The organism is Nesterenkonia sp. LB17 (assembly GCF_022565915.1).
In the GTDB taxonomy this organism is placed as follows: Bacteria; Actinomycetota; Actinomycetes; order Actinomycetales; family Micrococcaceae; genus Nesterenkonia.
The window spans coordinates 62,134-80,471 of the sequence record NZ_JAJOYX010000005.1; the positions used below are offsets into that span (position 1 = coordinate 62,134).

At 63.8% G+C, this 18,338-nt stretch carries 17 protein-coding genes; 9 read left to right on the top strand and 8 right to left on the bottom strand.

Features of this window, described 5'->3' with window-relative positions; genetic code table 11:
• Positions 1-716: 716 nt before the first annotated feature.
• Genes LTH96_RS11280 through LTH96_RS11290 form a run of 3 tightly spaced genes read left to right on the top strand, consistent with a single transcriptional unit; the run spans position 717 to position 2,553 of the window.
• Positions 717-1,445 carry a GAF and ANTAR domain-containing protein gene (locus tag LTH96_RS11280; protein WP_241465876.1) on the top strand — a complete coding sequence of 243 codons (729 nt, stop codon included), beginning with the start codon at positions 717-719 and terminating at the stop codon, positions 1,443-1,445.
• On the top strand, positions 1,442-1,780 hold the full coding sequence (locus LTH96_RS11285) for a hypothetical protein (protein WP_241465878.1): 339 nt from the start codon (positions 1,442-1,444) through the stop codon (positions 1,778-1,780). The genes LTH96_RS11280 and LTH96_RS11285 overlap by 4 nt, the downstream gene beginning before the upstream one ends.
• Positions 1,781-1,785: 5 nt before the next feature.
• Positions 1,786-2,553, top strand: a complete 768-nt coding sequence (locus tag LTH96_RS11290) for a GAF and ANTAR domain-containing protein (protein ID WP_370644439.1) — start codon at positions 1,786-1,788, stop codon at positions 2,551-2,553.
• 665 nt (positions 2,554-3,218) lie between these two features.
• Here the strand turns inward: LTH96_RS11290 and LTH96_RS11295 are convergent.
• The 3 genes from LTH96_RS11295 to LTH96_RS11305 all read right to left on the bottom strand — a co-directional run bounded on the left by LTH96_RS11295 (position 3,219) and on the right by LTH96_RS11305 (position 5,277).
• The gene (locus LTH96_RS11295) at positions 3,219-3,707 is read right to left on the bottom strand and encodes a cytochrome b5-like heme/steroid binding domain-containing protein (RefSeq protein WP_241465880.1); all 489 of its coding nucleotides are present in this window, start codon (positions 3,705-3,707) and stop codon (positions 3,219-3,221) included.
• Entirely contained in the window at positions 3,704-4,132 is a 429-nt protein-coding gene (locus tag LTH96_RS11300; protein ID WP_241465882.1) for a hypothetical protein, read from the bottom strand. The genes LTH96_RS11295 and LTH96_RS11300 overlap by 4 nt, the downstream gene beginning before the upstream one ends.
• A 326-nt stretch (positions 4,133-4,458) precedes the next feature.
• A complete protein-coding gene (locus LTH96_RS11305) occupies positions 4,459-5,277 on the bottom strand; it encodes a hypothetical protein (RefSeq protein ID WP_241465883.1) in 819 nt (272 codons plus the stop codon).
• A gap of 63 nt (positions 5,278-5,340) precedes the next feature.
• On the opposite strand from LTH96_RS11305, the gene LTH96_RS11310 reads away from it, so the two are divergent.
• On the top strand, positions 5,341-5,490 hold the full coding sequence (locus LTH96_RS11310; RefSeq protein ID WP_241465885.1) for a hypothetical protein: 150 nt from the start codon (positions 5,341-5,343) through the stop codon (positions 5,488-5,490).
• 1,046 nt (positions 5,491-6,536) lie between these two features.
• On the opposite strand, the gene LTH96_RS11315 is transcribed toward LTH96_RS11310, so the two are convergent.
• A complete protein-coding gene (locus LTH96_RS11315) occupies positions 6,537-7,355 on the bottom strand; it encodes a bacteriorhodopsin-like (RefSeq protein ID WP_241465887.1) in 819 nt (272 codons plus the stop codon).
• Positions 7,356-7,528: 173 nt separating this feature from the next.
• Between LTH96_RS11315 and LTH96_RS11320 the strand changes: the two genes are divergently transcribed.
• Both LTH96_RS11320 and LTH96_RS11325 read left to right on the top strand, forming a co-directional pair.
• The gene (locus LTH96_RS11320; RefSeq protein ID WP_241465889.1) at positions 7,529-8,020 is read left to right on the top strand and encodes a MarR family winged helix-turn-helix transcriptional regulator; all 492 of its coding nucleotides are present in this window, start codon (positions 7,529-7,531) and stop codon (positions 8,018-8,020) included.
• An 802-nt stretch (positions 8,021-8,822) separates the two neighbouring features.
• On the top strand, positions 8,823-9,665 hold the full coding sequence (locus LTH96_RS11325) for an SDR family NAD(P)-dependent oxidoreductase (protein ID WP_241465891.1): 843 nt from the start codon (positions 8,823-8,825) through the stop codon (positions 9,663-9,665).
• A 272-nt stretch (positions 9,666-9,937) separates the two neighbouring features.
• Here LTH96_RS11325 and LTH96_RS11330 read toward each other — a convergent pair whose 3' ends face one another.
• The gene (locus LTH96_RS11330; RefSeq protein WP_241465892.1) at positions 9,938-10,225 is read right to left on the bottom strand and encodes a hypothetical protein; all 288 of its coding nucleotides are present in this window, start codon (positions 10,223-10,225) and stop codon (positions 9,938-9,940) included.
• A gap of 654 nt (positions 10,226-10,879) precedes the next feature.
• Here LTH96_RS11330 and LTH96_RS11335 point away from each other — a divergent pair.
• Both LTH96_RS11335 and clpB read left to right on the top strand, forming a co-directional pair.
• Positions 10,880-12,196, top strand: a complete 1,317-nt coding sequence (locus tag LTH96_RS11335; RefSeq protein ID WP_241465894.1) for an ATP-binding protein — start codon at positions 10,880-10,882, stop codon at positions 12,194-12,196.
• Between the two features lie 223 nt (positions 12,197-12,419).
• On the top strand, positions 12,420-15,029 hold the full coding sequence (gene clpB, locus LTH96_RS11340; RefSeq protein WP_241465896.1) for an ATP-dependent chaperone ClpB: 2,610 nt from the start codon (positions 12,420-12,422) through the stop codon (positions 15,027-15,029).
• Between the two features lie 84 nt (positions 15,030-15,113).
• Here the strand turns inward: clpB and LTH96_RS11345 are convergent, their stop codons facing one another.
• The 3 genes from LTH96_RS11345 to LTH96_RS11355 form a co-directional block, all read right to left on the bottom strand.
• Positions 15,114-15,689, bottom strand: a complete 576-nt coding sequence (locus LTH96_RS11345) for a dihydrofolate reductase family protein (RefSeq protein ID WP_241465897.1) — start codon at positions 15,687-15,689, stop codon at positions 15,114-15,116.
• A 161-nt stretch (positions 15,690-15,850) separates the two neighbouring features.
• Positions 15,851-16,456, bottom strand: coding sequence for a methylated-DNA--[protein]-cysteine S-methyltransferase (locus tag LTH96_RS11350; RefSeq protein ID WP_241465899.1), 606 nt, complete (start codon positions 16,454-16,456; stop codon positions 15,851-15,853).
• Positions 16,457-16,516: 60 nt separating this feature from the next.
• A complete protein-coding gene (locus LTH96_RS11355; protein ID WP_241465901.1) occupies positions 16,517-17,749 on the bottom strand; it encodes an NADP-dependent malic enzyme in 1,233 nt (410 codons plus the stop codon).
• Between the two features lie 361 nt (positions 17,750-18,110).
• On the opposite strand from LTH96_RS11355, the gene LTH96_RS11360 reads away from it, so the two are divergent.
• Complete coding sequence (locus LTH96_RS11360; protein WP_241465903.1) at positions 18,111-18,314, top strand: DUF3073 domain-containing protein; 204 nt, start codon at positions 18,111-18,113, stop codon at positions 18,312-18,314.
• The last annotated feature ends 24 nt before the right edge of the window (positions 18,315-18,338 follow it).

Sequence of the window (18,338 nt, forward strand, 5' to 3'; positions counted from 1 at the left end):
ACAACGTCGCGCGTTGCCTGAGGGAGGAAGGTGGATGCGGTCCTGGGTCAGGCAGCCATCATGATCGATGGGCAGGGGACCGGGAAGCAGTTCGGTGGTCGGGTGCAACCAGCGCACGCGTGATGCCCGCTCAGCGGACAGATGGAGCAGGGGGGGACTTTGGGCCCTAGGCGGCGATGGATCCATTGGATACGCTTCGGCCATAGCTCAAGCAGCCGGGCTCTTGTTACTTCAGACAAGGGTGCCCCATGGAGCACATTTCCCGAGTAGTCATCAGCACCTCCGGGGCGTCTGGACCGATCATCGTGGGGTTGGCGGCGTTGGAGATGTATTTCGCTGGACACCGTGTTCCCAAGGGTCTTCCAGAGATATCTCTGGCGACACCGCGTTTTCCGCGGCCGTGCGTGGTGGATGAGTCTGCCGCCATGAGAACTCGGGACCCGCAGTGGGACTCCGGCTCGCGCTCGGAACCGCGGTCGGAGAACACCTACGAACGGCGCCCGTTCCTTCGCTGAAGTTCGCTGACGGGTGCGGCCCCGAGCAGAGAGAAGAATCTCCATCCCGTCTGAAAGAACAAGAAGTTCCCGTTCCCATGACCTACCCGCGAGCAAGACCCCACGCTGACTTGTGGGGATCCTGCTGAACTGAGGATTGCGTCACTTCTTATCGGTGCTGCCTGTTGTGGGCTCCATCGGTGCCGCCAGAAGGAGATCTTGATGCCGACTGAACTACCGCGTGATGAACTGTTTCTAGTGTTCGCCCGCGTCGATGGCATGCTGCTCAGCGAGGAAACCGTTGAACACGCGGTTGAACTCCTCGCCCAGGCAGCCAAGAGAACTGTTCCGAGGGCCATCGGAGCCGGCGTGTCATTGATCAGCAGCGCCGGCAGCAGGGTGAGTGCCGGAAGCACTGACCGGGTGGTGCGCGAGGCCGATGATCTCCAGTACGCGACCGGCGAGGGCCCGTGCCTGAGTGCTTGGGCGTCGCGCATGATCGTCAACGTCAATGACGTCGAGTCCGATCGCCGCTGGCCGAACTGGTCTGCCGCCGTCGTCGGGCTGCCGGTCCGGTCGGTGCTGAGCACGCCGCTGCAGCACCAGGAGACCATTGTGGGTGCGATGAAGGTCTATTCCGCCGCGGAACATGCTTTCACACTGGAGAGTGCACGGCTGTTGACGATGTTCGCCGGGCCGGCTGCCGCGCTGCTTGCGCATGTGCAGGCGAAAGACCTCCCGGTGAAGCTCAGCGAATCCATAAGCAACGCCATGGGCCAGCGCGACATGATCAACATCGCCAAAGGCGTCGTGATGGACCAGCATGGGTTCGACAGAAACGCCGCCACCCGTCATCTGATCCAGGTGGCCCGAGCCGAATGCGTGACGATGGGGGAGACTGCGCAACGCATCATCGCCGCCGGTTGGCGGCAAGGCGGCAATCGGTCGTGAAGGATTCCAATTCACCAAAGCCGTCACGGCCTGACGGTCATCCGTCCTCGGCTGGGAGGGATGAGTCGCAGCGACAAAACCTGGGCAGAGCGGTGCGCCATTCCGCCCTTCCGCTGAAGAGGCTGTGGCTGCATTATTTCAGTATGGGCGGCACGGCCGGTGAGTACGAGCTCAATGCTTACATCCACAGCTTGTACTCGTTGCCCGAGTTCCAGCAGGACATTCTGGCCCAGGCCGCCAACGAGATGATCGATATGCTCCCCTCGCCTCCCCGAGCGTCGTACAGCGATGAAGCAGATCACGACTGGGCGCCAAACGCAGAAATCCAGAGGTAGGAACCATGCATAACGGAGAAGGAATCCCGACTCCGAACGAGGCAAAACAGGGACAACCATCCGGGCACGACCAGGGGAGTGCCGCTGGTGAGCATCAGCTGGCCTCACAGCTCGGTGATCTGGTCCGTTCTCTCAACCAGGAGAGCCCGGAGGCGATCCTGGAGCTCGTGGTGGCCGCCGCCATCGAGCTGATTCCCGGTGCCGAAGAGGCCTCCCTGAGCGTCGTCACCGGGCGAGAGGAAGTCGAAACTGTGGCTCCCTCCAGCGAGCTGCTCAGACGATTGGACGATCTGCAGGTGGAATTGACCGAAGGTCCTTGCCTCGAGGCGATCTACTCGGAACAAACCATCCGCGTGCGTGACATGGCGACCGAGGCGCGGTGGCCCGTCTTCGCTGAAAAGGCGACCGAAGCCGGAGTGGGCAGCATGTTGGCCTTCCAGCTCTATGTGGTCGGAGACAACCTGGGTGCGCTGAACCTCTACTCCAGTCAGGTCGACGCGTTCGACGATGACTCTGAGCATGTCGGGCTGATCGTCGCCTCACATGCCGCGGTTGCCCTCGCCGACGCCCAGCAGGTCAGCCAGCTCCACGAGGCGGTGCAGAGCCGGGACGTGATCGGACAGGCCAAGGGAATCCTGATGGAGCGCTATAAGATCACCGGCCATCAGGCTTTTCTCCTGCTGGCCAAGGCCAGTCAGCACTCCAACAAGAAGCTGCAAGTTCTTGCCGAAGACCTGGTCAACAGCGGCGAACTCAGCAGCGGGACCAAATGAGTCTAGAAGCCAGACTTGGGCGGGTCCGAGCAGTCGGGGACCGGAGACTGGTCAGGTGCAAGCACCCGTTCCGGGTCGTGTTGTGACACGACGAGGGCGATCCCGCCCATTGGTTACCAGTAGTGACGCCGTCCTCCGACAGCGCGGCCGAGAGAGCCCAAGATCCAGAGGATGGCACCGGCCACAACCAGGATGATGCCGATCGTCCAGAGGATGGAGATGTCAATGACGGCTCCCACGATCAATAGGATGATGCCCAGAATAATCACGAGGTAATTCCTTTCCGTGGGGCGCGGAATTGGCCCCTCACTCGTTGAGGTTACCGCTGGAGATCAAACGTCGGAAGAGGCGAATGGCGAAAGTTTCCCCTCATGGGGCGGGAGAACAGCGTTGAGCCCCCGATACGGCGCCGAAGCGGGGCCCGCCGCGTGGACACCCGGTTTGAATGCTGGGCAGTCTTCTGTGATGCCGAGTTCCGCGAGATGAAGACCAGTCCGATCGACCCGCGGGCACCTGAGTGGGTATCCATCGCAGGGCCCCATAAGCTGCGCATTCTCTGAGCACCGTCATGCCCGGACTTTCCACAACGTCGTCGTCGCAGTGGCTGGATCACTGTCCATCTTGTGGATCAAGGCGGTGGCGCTTCTGGTTTCCTCGTCTGGTGATCAGCCCTCAAGGGTGCCGATCTCGAATTCCGCGAGTTGTCCTTCGGGGCGCTCGGCGCCGCCGTGCTGAGCTTCGAAGGCTTCTGCTGCGTCGGTGCCGCACAGTCCTTCGATCCGGTCGGCTCCTCCTGGATGATCTTCGATCCAGTCTGTGAGGTCGTAGACGGTCCCGTCCATGACTGCCCAGCACGAGTCGGGGGAATCATTCTGCTCTACTTGATCCATGGTCAGGACATCGTCAGAAGGTTCCGGCTGCTCTTCCGCTTCGCTGTCCTCAGTTGGGTTCTCATCTGTGTCGGTGTTCTCGTTCTCTGCCTGATCGGTGTCGGTCTCCTGAGTGCTCTCGGTCTCCTCTGCCGATTCAGTCTCGGGGGCTTCTTGATCTTGGTCTGCGCCTTGCCCACATGCGGAGAGGAGCAGCAAGCTTCCGGCTGCGACGGGGGCCAGGAGAGATCGTCTCCAGTTGGTCTTTCGCGCGAGGGTGTTCATGAGTGTGCTCCTTCTGGATAGTGATTACGAAGTTCGGGCGAACGTCGGGCGTCGCCGCTACGTTCGCGGGAGAAGGCCCAAGCGATGAGCCACGTGGCCATCGCAGCGATCACCAAGGCTCCGCTGAAGTGGAGAGTCAGTGTCATGGCGCTGCCGACGAGAGCCTGGAGGAATGTCAGAACGAACAGCAACACCGCGGTGACCGCAGGAATCAGCCCGGTCTTGGTCCCCCACGCACGGAGAACGAGGGCCAGCGCCAGCGCACCAGAGGTGATGTGGAGTCCGACGGCTGCCACGCCATGGACATCGAGTCCGCGAAAGTCTTGGACGTAGAGACCTGCCGCAGCAAAAAGAAGGCCTAGGGCGACGAAATTAGCCAGGGCCAGGCACCGAGCCGCGCGGAGAAGAGCTGGGGAGGAGAACATGGGATCTACAGCTCACATTCTGTTCTGGTCTGGGACTCGCGCAGGGAGTTCGGAGCCTCGGGTGGGGATCCCCGCCGGGGAGAGCAATTGAGCGGGGCATCCGTGGAATAGCTGAGTACCGCTTGATTTCGTCTGAGGAAGGGGTGTTCTGCAGCGGGTGCCGGAAAGGGGGCGGTATTTGATGGCCCGTTATGACGGTGGCCCCACAGAACCTGGAGGGATCTGTAGGGCCACCACTCTGTCTTCACCATGATCTGCGCCGTTGAAGCAATATGGGTCACGACCCGCGAGGGAGGTCGATCACCCTGCTGGTTAGGCGCGAAGGATCAGGACTCGACGGTGCGCTGGCGCATGAAGAAGGCACCGGCACCGATGGCTCCGAGGGCGAGTGCGCCGCCGCCGGCGGCCATGGCCACACTGGCGCCCTGTGAGCCGCCGGAGACGCCGGTGTCGGCGCCGCCTTCAGGCATTTCGTCCATCTGTGAGGCGGTCAGGGTGCCGCAGGCAGCGGGAAGAGTCGCAGCGTTGGGCAGGGACTCATCGAGCTCGCTCTGCTTGTTCGCGGCTTCCTCGGTCAGCACTGCTGGGTCCACGCCGTGGACCACGACGACGCCGGTGCCGTCGACGATGGAGGCCAGCACGTCATCGGGGATCTCCAGGCTGCGCTCGTAGGTGTAGCTGCTGCCCCCGGGGAACCGCTCCACCGCAAGACCGGAGTCGGGTGAGGTGTCGCCTTCGGTGGTCAGTGAGGTGCCGATTCCGCCGTAGAAGGGTGCGCCTTCTTCGACGTTGATGGCGCCGTCGCCGTCGACGTCAGCCTCGGGGCCGGGGCAGGTGCCCTGGGCGCCGAAGTGGATGTGCTGGGCGTGGGGGAAGGGTCCGTCCATGAAGGTCTCGGCTGCGCCGTCGACGGTCATGTAGACCGTGGCCTGGTTGCCCTGGCCCTCGATGAGCACGTCACCGACGGTGCCGCTGTTGTTCAGCGGGTCCAGGTTGGCCTGGAAGGACCAGGACTCGCTGGAGGTCGAGGTGGCGGCGCCATCGGTTGCTCCGCCGTGCTCGGAGTGGGCCATGGCTGGGCCTGCGCCCAGGAGCATTGCGCCGAGCGCGAGGGTGGGGACGGCGAACAGTTTGGATTTAAACATTTGAGGGACTCCTCGTCACAGTGATGTTGTCATACGGCCTCTGATCGTGGTCGCGTCCAGGCCATGTACGCGGAGTTCGGAGCGACATCCGGATCGGATGGTGAAAAACCGAAAAAAGTTTCTCAGCTCACCGATCCGCTTCACCCGGAGGTTCCCGCCTGCTCGGCATTGGCAAAGATTCGGACCGTCATCCTTTTGAAGATGATGGTGTGAAACGGGACCATACGTCCCGGGGCCCCAGAGGCGACGATCTCAGAGCAACCCAGATCACCCATACTGCGAAGATCTTTCTCTGGCCTAACTTTCAAGTAATAAATGTGTAACTCAGCGTCTCTTTGAAACTGTATCGATATCGAAAGACTGCCTTTCTTTGGCGCGGGGTGTGCGGGTGGTGGCTTCGTGGTGTTGCTGAGGCAGAGGAGACATGGAGGTTCCCTTTCGGGTTGGACCTTCTGGGCGGCAGCGATGTCATTCGGCTTGTCACTGTCCGCTCCGGGGTGAGGGCCCGAATACGGCAGGCCAAGGGCGAACCGCAGCATGGAGCTCGCACAATCTCTTTGTTAATGAGGAAAGGCCGCTGGAGATGAATGGAGCCTAGGAGCCACGAACCGTTGCCCCAGGCTCCATCTCGGAAGAGTCCGTGAACGGTTGGGTGGGGTTCGGATCGGGAGACCCGCGACGGTCAGGTCGGCACGTGCCTGTTCCCAAGTCGTCGCGACGTCGTCACCGACGACTGTGCAGCATCGGAGGGACACATCGTGTCCGCCCACACCCCTAGAGCGCCGGTATGACCGGTCTTTGAGAAATCTGACACGCGGTGGCCAATTAATTGGGACAAGTCCGCCCTAAGCGGGAACCTTCACCTGACGGATCTCGCGGTCCTGTCACATGCAGCCCGAGCTGCCATGGGATGGGACATCTCGATGGAACGCGGTCTGTCTCACTAGCGTGTCGAAATCCTCAGAGTTGTCCTACTCGAGCCCTCTGGGTCTGGCCCCATATTGGCAACCCCGAAAGTCGTAGGGTGAGTCCAGGGGTACCCCTGATTATGGTCCCGACCTGCGTGAAGACGTAGGGCACAAGGAACTCTTCCTGCCCTGCGTGACTTGCGTGGTGATTCGGCGCCCTCGGCCAGGAGGAGAAGTGGGTACGCAGGAGCTGACCCTATGGGTAACGCCCGAGAGGCAGCGGTCCTCCGGCAGGTAGTGCATTGCTGCCCGACTTGCTAGAGGGCTATTGCGAGGCCAATGATGCCGGCGTCAGGCGGTTTCCCGCGCGGGGACGCCGTGGGACAGCTCACGGTCCGCGAACGCGGGGTCGTCGGCGAAGGACTTGATCCGGGCCACCCGGTAGATGATCAGCGCATATACCGCCTTGGCAGTGATGTCAGCCACCGAGTAGCCGATCTGTTGGCCGACCCAGGCATCCGCCCCGGAGACGTTGAGCATCGGCAGTAGGTAGGCGACAGGGTAGACCGCCCAGCTGCCCAGCAGAAGCCAGCGCAGGTTGCTCAGCGAACGACGTACGCCTGCCGGTTGCAGGTCGAGAGAGGCGGTCAGCTGGACGAACAGCACGTAGAGGATGTAGAGGAACGGGATCATCGAGAGCCCGAAGAAGACTCCCCGGACAGTGTTGTCGTCGCTGATCTCGCCTGGGTATCCGAGGGCGATCATCAGTACTGCTGCAGGGACCAGTCGCCACAGCAATTTGGACTGCAAGGCGCTGGCCAGTGCTAGCACCGCGATCAGCTCGACCAGCAGCAGTGGCACCGTCAAGAGCCAGTCCACGTACCGGTAGCCCTCGTTGAACGAGGCACCTGCCGCCTGGGTGTAGATGCCGTCGCCACCGACGGCGTCAGAGACGAAGGCCTCCTTGAAGGAGTCGAAGATGCGGAAGTAGTGGTATGCCGCGATGCCGCAGACCACGATGGCCACGGTGATGGCCTGCCGGTAGCGGGGCAGGATCCGGGGCAGGCAGATGAGCAGGAACACGGCGGTGAAGAGTTGCGAGGCGATGACCAGTGACAGGAAGTTGTAGACGGTGTCGAACTGTCCTTGCGTCAGGGTTTCGGGTATCACGAGTCCTCCATCGGGAAGGCCGCGCTCCACTTTGCAAGCCGCGGCGATACTTTAGTGGATATTTGACATACTAAACTATATGCCGACGATCGATCAACCAGCTGTCGTAGGATCAGGCGGAACACGATGGCCGAGCGGGTAGTGCACATGTCCTAGCCTCGACAGGAGGAAAGATGCCCCAGAACCAGCACGACAGGCACATACTGACAGGCTTCCCCAACGCGGCCATCCACCTCCTGAGGGCCCTTGAGGAAGAGCGGGAACGCCTCGCAGAGGCGCATTCCCTCTCCACCACGGACCTCCGAGGCCTCTTTCGCATCGCCGAATCGGGAGACCTGACCCCCAAGGAGCTGGCTGGTCATCTCGCCTTGACCGGCGGGGCGGTCACCGGCATCTCAAGACGCCTCGTCGCCGCAGGGTTGCTGCGACGCGTCACCCACCCGGAGGACCGGCGTAGCGTGCGACTGCAGCTGACCAGCGAAGGACACCGGACCATCTCTGCGATCCACGCCGACTTCATCGCTATGGTGGCTCGAGCGACCCACGGGCTCTCGCAGGAGGATGTGAAGACTGCGAACGATGTCCTGTGGCGGGTCACCGGCGCATTGGGGGAACGGCAGTCCGCGCTCCGTGCCGGGCGCTCCCTCCCGGCCGACACCCCCTGAGGCGTGCTGGTCGCGGCCGCTGATTCTGGTAGCTACGGATAGTTCGAACAGGCAGGCCTCGTGTGAGTCGTGACTCGTGCACTTGCCCCAGAGTCATAAGTGTCCGAACGCCGACAGAATCGACGTATTCGAGGGTGGTCTCAAGAAGTGCGCCAGAGCGACTCGTGTGACAAGTGTCATTCTTCGCCAGATGAGTGGGACGACCGACAGGTTGTGCGACTTCCTGCGCAAGTGTGGGATCCCGCGGATCTTGTCACATGGGCCAGGCGCTGACGTGGGAAGTGACGTTTCTCGCGGGCATGGGCAGTCTCTTCAACTTGTGGCAATGCTCAGGTTCGTTTGCGGTTACGTCCCGACTACCCCAGGTGAGGGTGCAGCAGTGTCTCTATTGCCTGAGGGTCCCTAAGTATGGAGATAGGTGTAGCGGATAGGGCACCCCTGCGGGCATCTTTGTCGGGCGGGGTAAACGGGCATCCCAGCGATGACAGGGGCGCAAGACGTCGATTAGGTGGATCACGCGCGGTTACCGACCGACTTGCGGGCAGCGTGAAGGATTCTCCTTAGGCTAGATCGGACCTGCTGCGCGATCACGTGTCAACTGCTCCACGCCCTAGGCGGGGTCCGCGTTTCAGCTGGTCGTGGAGCGTGTCCGCGCCGGCTAGCGAAGCTCCGGCCCGTTCGTTGCTGACATCATCGTGTTCATGGTTGTCCTCGCTTCAGTGGTGCTCCACGCTCTCGCCGTCTGACTCAGCGCTCCGCGCAGCCACTGCCATCAGAGATTCGTCCATCAAGGAGAGAGACCATGCTCGAAAAAACCATCATCCTCACTGGGGCCAGCGACGGGATCGGAGCTGCAGCTGCCCGCCAGCTCGTCGCAGACGGCCATAAGGTCGCCCTTGTGGGTCGCTCGAAGCACAAGACCGAAACCCTGGCGCTCGAGCTCGACACCGAGTTCTTCCTCGCTGACTTCACCAGGCTCTCCGAGGTCAGGACACTTGCTGCGCGTTTGAAGCACCAATATCCCCGGATAGACGTTCTTGTCAACAACGCCGGCGGCATCTTCGGGGATCAGACTCGCACTGAAGATGGGTTCGAGAAGACGCTGCAGGTGAACCACCTCGCGCCGTTCCTGCTCACCAACCTCCTGATGGACACGCTCACGGCGAGCAAAGCGTCGGTCATCAACACGTCCAGTGTGGGCGCGCGTTTCTTCGGCAGGATCGACCTCGATGACCTCAATAACGAGCGGAGGTACTCCGCGAACAAGGCCTATGGCGACGCGAAGTTGGCCAATATCCTCTTCGCCAAGGAACTCGACCGCAGGTTCTCCGACCAGGGAATCTCCGCGGTCGCCTTCCACCCCGGAAACGTGATGACAAGCTTCGCTTCAGATACCACCAGCGTGATGCGGTTCATCTATCAGACCCCCCTGGGACGAATGACTGGTCTCATCAGCCCCGAGCAGGGCGCGCTCCCCCTGGTGTGGCTTGCTGCGGGCGCGCCGGGCCGGGAGTGGGTCTCGGGTGAGTATTACGAGAAGCAGAAGACCGCCAAGACCAACCCTCAAGCCGCGGACGTGCAACTGGCAGCCGGACTGTGGGACAAGAGCGCTGAGCTCGTAGGGCTCTCCACCGCCGCGCAGTAGCCGTCTGGTCGGGTAGCAGGGCGTCTTGTCTGGGTTCGGCGGTGTTCAGGACGCGCTGGCCTCTGCGAGACCAGAACGCCGCGCACTCCGGGGTGAACCAGAGGCGCCACGAAACCCTCCACGAGACGAGAAGCTTTCCTCCGACGCACGGGCGCCCGTAGACCGGTCGCCTTGAGGACACTCATGGTCCACTCCAGGACTCGATGCCCGCATAGGGGTCTGAACCGTACTGGGATTGATGGAGAGTCTGGTCTGCCCCGGGTTTGATGGCGTCAGCGAATCCACATTGGTTGCGCTGCAATCCACGAGACGAGTGGGTCAAAGTCTGCTACCCAAAGTCGGTCGAGTTCGAGGAGGCTTTCGTATGGCACGTGGCCTCGTGTGGTGCTCGACCAGAACAAGCCCGAGTAGTGGCGCTGATTGCGATAGGTGCGTGGTTCGCGGATCGGCAGGGCTCTTGACAGCCGGTGTTGATCTACAGCGCCCACAGTGGTTTCAACCAGGGTTCCCTCTTGGGAGAGGTGCTCCAGCTTGGTTCTCAAAAGAAGTTGAGCGTCCATGCCTTCACTATTCTCGCGGTGACACGATATCGGGAGGGTGACACGCACGTGACACGAAACTGAGACAGTGACACGAAAAACGGGATCCTAATGTAGGGTCCTGCGGATCTTGTCACACGGGTCGGCCGCTGACATGGGGAATGACATTGCGCTGAGACGCGGTCTGTCTCACTTACTTGTCGTAATCCCCAGGCGCGAACGCAGGGGAGCTCAAACAGTCGTCGCGAGGGGCTCGCTGAGATGTTCTGTGGAGAAGCTGGCTCGCCCGGGACCGTTTGGTGAGCCACATGCGCAACTGAGGTGAAGGCTCGATGCGACGGGCGGGAAGCCGAACATGTGAAGTGTCCGATAAAGAGCGGCTAGTTGTTCCCGGCGAGAACTGCGACGTATTCAAGCTGGCTCCTATAACGCGATGATCATCGAGCCAGCAATATCTGGAATCTGGGTCTGCTGGCTGGGTCGACTGGTCTAACAATCGGCAACTCCGCGGGACTCTTGGGATGCTCACCCCGATAGAGTTCGAGAAGCTCCACAATCAGGCCCTCACTCGAGAGCCCGAACCCGCAAAGTAGCGGCATCGAACCTGGGCCGGTTCAGTTTGAATCCGAAAACGATGCGCTGTCCAGAAGGATTCACACCAGAAAGAGGGACGTCATGACCAATTGGCGGATCAGGGACTTCTACTCAGCGGACCTTGACGGGATCCTGCACCTCTGGGAAACGCTCAAGTCCCACAATCTCGAACCGGTATACGCGATCTCTGAAGTAGTGGCCTCGTGCGAGAAGGACCATGCTGTGGTGGCGGTGCAGGGTGAGCAGGTGGTGGGCGCCGCCGTCGGCCGCGCGGCACATGATCAGGGCTGGATCGTATTCCTGGCCACCCTGCCCGAATACTCCGACCTGGGAGTCGGCACCGCGCTGTTGGCCGCTGTCGAGAACCGGATGGCACCGCACGGGCTGAACAAGCTCTCGGCGCTGATCCCGGAATCCGAAACCCGCGTGGAGGCCTTCCTGGGCCGCGGCTTCGCCCTGAAGCAGAACCTGCGATACTTCGAACGGACCATACCCGTCCAACGCCAGGAACTCGGCGCACTCGGCCAGCTCGGCGGACGCGTCCTCGCCCGGGACCTATGGGATAACGTCGCGGGAATGCGCAAGGAGAAGGAACTGCTCGAGCGCCGGCTCGTCCTGCCTCTTGCCGAAGCGGACCTCGCGGACGAATTCGGCGTGGTGCCGCCGCGCGCCGTGGTTCTCTTCGGCCCGCCCGGCACCGGGAAGACCACTTTCGCCAAAGCCATCGCCTCCCGCCTCGAGTGGCCCTTCGTCGAAGTGTTTCCCTCCCGCCTCGCCGCCGACCCGCAGGGCCTGGCGGGAGCGTTGCGCGAAACGTTCCTCGAGATCGCCGACCTGGAGCACGCCGTGGTGTTCATCGACGAGGTGGAAGAAATCGCCTCCCAGCGCTCCGGCGAACCGCCCTCGCCGCTGCAGGGAGTCACCAACGAGCTCCTCAAGATCATCCCGGCCTTCCGCGAACAGCCCGGGCGCCTACTGGTCTGCGCTACCAACTTCATTCGCGCGCTGGACACCGCCTTCCTTCGCCACGGCCGTTTCGACTACGTCATCCCCATCGGACTGCCGGACCGGCAGGCCCGCGAAGCCATGTGGCAGCGCTTTATCCCGTCACCCGTAGTGGACGCCGTGAACGTGGAACTGCTCGTGGCACGCACCGAAGGATTCTCCCCTGCGGATATCGAATACGCGGCACGCAGTGCCTCCCAGCAGGCACTGGAAAAAGCAGTGTACGACGACGGCCGGCTGGCTTCAGTCGGTACGGCTTCGGCCCGGGAGGCGCTGCGGAAGGGACCTTCTACACAGGACTACCTCGACGCAATCTCTGAAACCCGCACCACCGTCAGCGCCGAAGTGCAGCAGGACTTCTTGGAAGATATCGACGCCCTAGGCCGTGTGTAGTGGCTGGGGAGACTTGGCCGGTGCTTCTGAACTGTGGGCTGACGGCGTCAAAGCCGATAGCTAAACTCGCTGACCCTAGTCTTTTTGTTTCGGTGGTAAGTGATCGCGGGACCGCCTGCCGGCGATGGAATACTTCCGCCCAACTCAAAGTTGAGTACTATTGACTCAAGTTTATTCGGCGCCGTCGTGCAACCGGCGTCACCACGCACTGGGAGGGGCAGACATGGACGTCAAACTCACGACCAAATCGCAGGAGGTCGTCTCCGCGGCCGCAATGAACGCGAACACCGCGAGCAACCCGCAGGTGGAGCCGGCCCACATCCTCAAGGCACTGGTGGATCAGCGCGAATCCATGGCCGTCGCGCTGCTCAAGGCCGCCGGAGTCGATCCCGACGCCGTGAGCACCCGCGCCTCCGCCATCATCAAGGCGTTGCCCGCCACTCGCGGGGACTCCGTCGCCGCCCCGCAGTTCTCGCCCGCCGGGCTCAACGTCATCAAGGCTGCCCAGGCGCAGGCCGAGGACTTCGGCGATGACTTCGTCTCCACGGAACACCTGCTGATCGGCGCGGCCACCGACGGCGGCGCGGTGGGCCGGGCCCTCGCGGATGCCGGCGCGACCCTGCAGGCGCTCAAGGCCGAGCTGCCAGGGCTGCGTGGAGACCGCAAGGTCACCACCCCTGACCCGGAGAACACCTTCCAGGCCTTGGAGAAGTACGGCACGGACATGACCGAGATCGCGCGCTCGGGCAAGCTGGACCCCGTGATCGGGCGTGACTCGGAGATCCGCCGGGTGGTCCAGGTGCTCTCGCGCCGGACCAAGAACAACCCGGTCCTGATCGGTGAGCCCGGGGTCGGCAAGACCGCCGTCGTCGAAGGCCTGGCCCAGCGCATGGTCGCCGGTGACGTGCCGGAGTCGCTGCGCGAGAAGACGCTGATCTCGCTGGACCTGGGCGCGATGATCGCCGGTGCGAAGTACCGCGGGGAATTCGAGGAGCGGCTGAAAGCCGTGCTCGAGGAGATCAAGGCCGCGGAAGGCAGGATCGTCACCTTCATCGACGAGATCCATACCGTGGTCGGAGCCGGCGCCTCGCAGGGCTCCATGGACGCTTCCAACATGCTCAAGCCGATGCTCGCCCGTGGGGAGCTGCGCCTGATCGGTGCGACCACGCTGGATGAGTACCGCGAGAACATCGAGGCCGACGCCGCCCTGGAGCGCCGCTTCCAGCAGGTCTACGTGGGAGAGCCCTCGGTGCCCGACGCGATCGCGATCCTGCGCGGGATCAAGGAGCGCTACGAGGCGCACCACAAGGTGGGCATCGCCGACAACGCCCTGGTCGCCGCCGTCACCCTCTCCGACCGCTACATCAGCGGCCGTCAGCTGCCGGACAAGGCCATCGACCTCATCGATGAGGCCGCCTCCCGGCTGCGCATGGAGATCGACTCCGCCCCGGTGGAGATCGACGAGCTGCGTCGCGTGGTGGACCGGCTCACCATGGAGGAGCTCGCGCTGCAGAACGAGACCGACGCCGGCTCCGCCGAGCGGCTGATCACCCTGCGCGAGGACCTGGCCGACCGCAAGGAGGAGCTCGCCGAGCTCACCGCGCGCTGGGAGGCCGAGAAGGGCGAGCTCAACCGCGCCGGTGAGCTGCGCGTGACCCTGGACGAGCTGAAGTCCGCCGCCGAACGCGCCCAGCGCGACGGCGACCTCGCCGAGGCCTCCCGGCTGCTCTACGGCGAGATCCCGCAGGTCGAGAAGGACCTGGCCGCCGCTGAGGAGGAGGACGCCTCCACCCCGGCCCCGGAGAAGAAGATGGTCGCCGACGAGGTCGACGCCGACGGGATCGCCGGGGTCATCTCAGCCTGGACCGGCATCCCTGCCGGGCGGCTGCTGCAGGGCGAGACCGCGAAGCTGCTCCAGATGGAGGAGCTCATCGGCTCGCGGCTGATCGGGCAGACCAAGGCTGTCGGGGCGGTCTCCGACGCCGTTCGCCGCGCGCGCACCGGCGTCTCCGACCCCGACCGACCCACCGGCTCCTTCCTCTTTCTGGGCCCCACCGGCGTGGGCAAGACCGAGCTGGCCAAGGCGCTCGCGGAGTTCCTCTTCGATGACGAGCGCTCCATGATCCGCATCGACATGTCCGAATATTCGGAGAAGCACTCCGTGGCCCGGCTGGTCGGTGCGCCCCCAGGCTATGTGGGCTTCGACCAGGGCGGCCAGCTCACTGAAGCAGTCCGGCGTCGTCCTTATTCGGTGGTGCTCCTGGATGAGGTGGAGAAGGCCCACCCCGAGGTCTTCGACATCCTGCTCCAGGTCCTCGATGACGGCCGGCTCACCGACGGCCAGGGCCGCACCGTGGACTTCCGCAATACGGTGCTGATCCTGACCTCCAACATGGGCTCACAGTTCCTGGTGGACCAGACCCTGGAGACCAAGATCAAGCATCAGCGGGTCATGGACGTCGTCCATGCCTCCTTCAAGCCCGAGTTCCTCAACCGACTCGATGACATCGTGATGTTCGATCCGCTGAGCATGGAACAGCTCAGCGGAATCGTGGAGCTGCAGATCGGGCTGCTGCAGGAGCGCATGGCCGCACGGCGTCTGGTCCTGGAGGTCACCGAGTCCGCCCGGGACTGGCTGGCGTTCACCGGCTACGACCCCGCCTACGGCGCCCGGCCGCTGCGCCGACTGGTGCAGCGTGAGATCGGCGATCAGCTGGCTCGTGCGCTGCTCTCCGGCGAGGTCGAGGATGGAGACACCGTCCTGGTGGACCGGCAGGAGCTCACCCTGGAGGGCGAGTCCGTGCACGGCCTCACCGTGACCAAGAAGTCCTGACCCCTACCCTCCCCGGGTGGTTGAGTTCTCGGGTCGGTACGTAACCGCCGGAGAACTCAGCCACCTGGGAGTAGAGGCCAGGCTTCAGCGGTGGACGTCGTAGACCGCCTTGAGGACTCCGTTGGGGTAGTGGGCAGATTCGCGCAGGGTCAGCTTCGTCGCCGGACGCTCCTCGGCGGTGAAGAGCCGCTTTCCTGCGCCGAGCAGCACCGGGAAGATCAGCAGGTTGTAGCGATCGATCAGGCGCGCGTGCATCAGGCTTCGCGCCAGTGCGGCGCTGCCGTGGATGAAGACTGCACCGCCGTCCTCCTGTTTGACGGCGGCCACGTCCTTGGTGGAGCGCAGCAGTGTGATCGGTCCCCAGCCCTCGATGGTCGCGTCCTCCTCCAGACAGGTCGAGACCACGTACTTCGGCAGATCCCTGTACGCCGCGTGATCCTCGGATCCTGGCCAGATCAGGGCGAAGGCCTCGTAGCTGCGGCGGCCGAACATCAGCGCCGTCGTCTCCTCCAGCTCCTCGTCCTTGAGCGAGAACGCCTCGGGCAGAAACTCTGTGCGGGGCACCCACCCGCCGCTGGGGTGCCCTTCGCTGATGGCGCCCGGGGAGTCAACCACGCCATCAAGGGACACGAAGCCTGTCCATACCAATTCCCTGGCCATGCGTCCTCCAGTGCCGAAAAGCCCGAGTCTGCACCAGCGATCTGCAAGCTGTCACGGCCCGGAGGCCTCGTGTGCGCGCCAATCCTCATGGTTGGTTGAGTTCTCCGGTCGGTACGTAACCGCCGGAGAACTCAACTGCGCAGGTTGGGCAGCCAGGAAGGTTAGCGGCTCAGGAGGAGGCCTTCGCGGGCCAGCAGCGCCCGCTTGGTCTCGATGCCGCCGAAGCCGTAGCCGCCGAGGCCGCCGTCGGAGCGGATCACGCGGTGACACGGCACCGCGAAGGCGACCAGATTGTTCGCACAGGCGCTTGCCGCGGCTCGGTGTGCCATCGGGCGGCCGGCCATCTGGGCGAGCTCCGCGTAGGAGACCGTCTCCCCGGCCGGAACGTCGCGCAGCGCCGCCCAGACCTCCTGGCGGTAGGCCGAACCGGGCTGCACCACGGCCAGCTCATCCAGGGCCGCATGGTCGCCCGCGGCATAGGCCGCCACCGCTTCAGCAATCCGTCCGGTGCCCGCAGGCAGCGGCTTCATCTCCCGGGCCGCGGTGGCCGGGGCCAACACCTCAAGCTGGTCCATCAGCTGCTCCAACACCCGCCCGATCGCAGCCACCTCCGGCTCGTCACCGGCAGCCTGGGCCAGCGAAGCGGCCCGGATCGTGTCGTCCTCGGGGGAGTAGATCGCCACGATGGCGCCGAGCCCGTCCAGGGAGGCCGAGCACCAGCGCAGCTCGGGCAGGTCGGACTCCGGCAGAAGCGGTAGATCAGTCATAGACCGAATTCTCCACCGCCCGCCGAGTAAGGTCCACCTCCCCGACTTCCGCGAGGGCCGCTAGGCCGAGACTTCGGCCGATACCCCGTGCGCTGCAGCCGTCGCCCCTGGCGCCTTCGCTGCCGCAGCCGCGTCCATCACGGCTCGAGCCACGGCGGGAGCCACGCGTGCATCCAACGGAGAGGGCACGATGTGCTCCGGAGTGAGCTCATCTCCCACGAGGTCCGCCAGCGCGGTCGCCGCCGCGATCTTCATCTCCTGGGTGATCCGGCGTGCTCCTGCGTCCAGCGCCCCGCGGAAGATTCCCGGGAATGCCAGCACATTGTTGATCTGATTGGGGTAGTCCGAGCGGCCGGTGGCCACCACAGCTGCGTGGCGCTTGGCGACCTCGGGCATCACCTCGGGGTCCGGATTGGACAGGGCGAAGACGATCGCACGATCGTTCATCCGGGCCAGCTCCTCCTCGGGGACCCTGGAGGAGGAGACGCCGATGAACACATCGGCCCCGTCCAGCGCCTCGGCGAGCTGACCGCTGACCTGTCTGCGGTTGGTGCACTGCGCATACTGGGTCTTGATCTCGCTGAGCCCCTCGCGGCCCTCATGGATCACTCCGCGCGAGTCGGTCAGGATCACCTCGCCGACGCCGGCGCCGAGCAGGATCTCGGTGACCGCGATGCCAGCGGCTCCCGCCCCGGCGATCACGACGCGGATCGAAGCGAACTCGCGTTCGGTGACGCGTGCGGCGTTGGTCAGAGCGGCCAGGACGACGACGGCGGTGCCGTGCTGGTCGTCGTGCATCACCGGACAGTCCAGCGCCTCGATCAGGCGAGCTTCGAGCTCGAAGCAGCGTGGAGCCGCCACATCCTCGAGATTCACCGCCCCGAAGCTGGGGCGCAGCCGCACCATGGTCTCTACAATCTCATCCACATCGTTGGTATCGATCACCAGGGGAATCGAGTTGAGGCCACCGAAAGCCTTGAACAGCGCCGACTTGCCCTCCATGACGGGCAGCGAGGCGGCCGGGCCGATGTCGCCCAGCCCGAGGACGGCGGTGCCGTCGGAGAGCACCACCACCAGGCGGTCGGCCCAGGTGTGGGTGGCCTGCAGCTGCGGCGTCTCGTGGATGGCGCGCGAGACCTGCGCCACGCCCGGGGTGTATGCGATTGAGAGTGCGCGCGTGGAGTCCAGCGGCATGGTGGTCTCGACACTGAGCTTGCCGCCCTCGTGGGCAGCGAAGATCTCATCAGTGGTGGGGGCCGTGGGCGCCGTCGCCGCGCGGTCATTTGTGGACATGGAGGTGTCTCCTGGAAGAAGTGTGATGGGGCTGCACGCGCAGAGCTGGCCCATCGCGGCCGCACCCGCGGTTCACGGCGGGGGCCAGGGGCTCAGCTCAGGTGCATCGTCTGCCGCGCCACCGAGATCGTCGGATGGCGTTGTCGCAGCGGTCGGTACTTTCTTTGGACCGTGCGGAACAGAGTACGCCATCTTGGCGTTGAAAGGTGTGATCGTGCTCGCTCGAAGGACAGTTCGGACGACGGCGCAGCGCCAGTCATGTTAACCTAGGATCACGAACTACTTCATACACAGATAATCCCGCGATAGCCCCTGCCCGGCATCGCACCAGGGATACGAGAAGACAGAGGGGGTCTCGCTTATGGGGCGTGGCCGTCAGAAGGCGAAAGCTACGAAGCAGGCTCGGGAGATCAAGTACTACACTCCGGACACCGACCTGACCGCTCTTGAGAGAGAGCTCGCCAAAACCCGTGGTGACAGGGATTCGTCCAGCCGCCCAGCGCGCGCGGACGCCGAAGAGCGCAGCAGCGGCTTTGACCCGTACGAGGACAAGTACGGGCGCTGACCCGTGGAAGAGCCCACTCCAGCG

Coding starts and splice junctions, on each gene's coding strand:
- LTH96_RS11290 (WP_370644439.1), top strand. CDS start 1,786: ATGCATAACGGAGAAGGAATCCCGACTCCGAACGAGGCAAAACAGGGA.
- LTH96_RS11325 (WP_241465891.1), top strand. CDS start 8,823: ATGCTCGAAAAAACCATCATCCTCACTGGGGCCAGCGACGGGATCGGA.
- LTH96_RS11320 (WP_241465889.1), top strand. CDS start 7,529: ATGCCCCAGAACCAGCACGACAGGCACATACTGACAGGCTTCCCCAAC.
- LTH96_RS11360 (WP_241465903.1), top strand. CDS start 18,111: ATGGGGCGTGGCCGTCAGAAGGCGAAAGCTACGAAGCAGGCTCGGGAG.
- LTH96_RS11295 (WP_241465880.1), bottom strand. CDS start 3,707: ATGAACACCCTCGCGCGAAAGACCAACTGGAGACGATCTCTCCTGGCC.
- LTH96_RS11335 (WP_241465894.1), top strand. CDS start 10,880: ATGACCAATTGGCGGATCAGGGACTTCTACTCAGCGGACCTTGACGGG.
- LTH96_RS11355 (WP_241465901.1), bottom strand. CDS start 17,749: ATGTCCACAAATGACCGCGCGGCGACGGCGCCCACGGCCCCCACCACT.
- LTH96_RS11330 (WP_241465892.1), bottom strand. CDS start 10,225: ATGGACGCTCAACTTCTTTTGAGAACCAAGCTGGAGCACCTCTCCCAA.
- LTH96_RS11310 (WP_241465885.1), top strand. CDS start 5,341: ATGTACGCGGAGTTCGGAGCGACATCCGGATCGGATGGTGAAAAACCG.
- LTH96_RS11280 (WP_241465876.1), top strand. CDS start 717: ATGCCGACTGAACTACCGCGTGATGAACTGTTTCTAGTGTTCGCCCGC.
- clpB (WP_241465896.1), top strand. CDS start 12,420: ATGGACGTCAAACTCACGACCAAATCGCAGGAGGTCGTCTCCGCGGCC.
- LTH96_RS11350 (WP_241465899.1), bottom strand. CDS start 16,456: ATGACTGATCTACCGCTTCTGCCGGAGTCCGACCTGCCCGAGCTGCGC.
- LTH96_RS11345 (WP_241465897.1), bottom strand. CDS start 15,689: ATGGCCAGGGAATTGGTATGGACAGGCTTCGTGTCCCTTGATGGCGTG.
- LTH96_RS11305 (WP_241465883.1), bottom strand. CDS start 5,277: ATGTTTAAATCCAAACTGTTCGCCGTCCCCACCCTCGCGCTCGGCGCA.
- LTH96_RS11300 (WP_241465882.1), bottom strand. CDS start 4,132: ATGTTCTCCTCCCCAGCTCTTCTCCGCGCGGCTCGGTGCCTGGCCCTG.